Raw genomic sequence first — 253 nt, forward strand, 5'->3', positions numbered from 1 at the left:
CCACCCATTCCACTCACCAACTCTTCATCTCTCAACACCCACTTCCCCATCTCTCCCATCTCCCCCAATCTTACCCCACCAAACATCTTCCCCCCAATATTATAATCAAAATCACAGCCATCATCACTCCCACCAAAACCCGACCACATCATCCCCCTATAATTCACACCCATACCCAATCCTTCATTACCCACCCTATCATCCGCTCCACAATTACCGCGCATGAACCGCTAAGGTGAACGCTCTCCGTGAT

Annotated in this window: 1 protein-coding gene; it reads right to left on the reverse strand. The window is 49.8% G+C overall.

The genetic code is table 11. From position 1 onward, the window contains the following. The coding region (locus tag FS628_RS33340) for a glycoside hydrolase family 125 protein (protein ID WP_369008920.1) at positions 1 to 224 on the reverse strand (224 nt) is incomplete at its 3' end. Positions 225 to 253: the final 29 nt, after the last annotated feature.

The organism is Paenibacillus xylanexedens (assembly GCF_007676705.1).
GTDB lineage: Bacteria > Bacillota > Bacilli > Paenibacillales > Paenibacillaceae > Paenibacillus > Paenibacillus xylanexedens_C.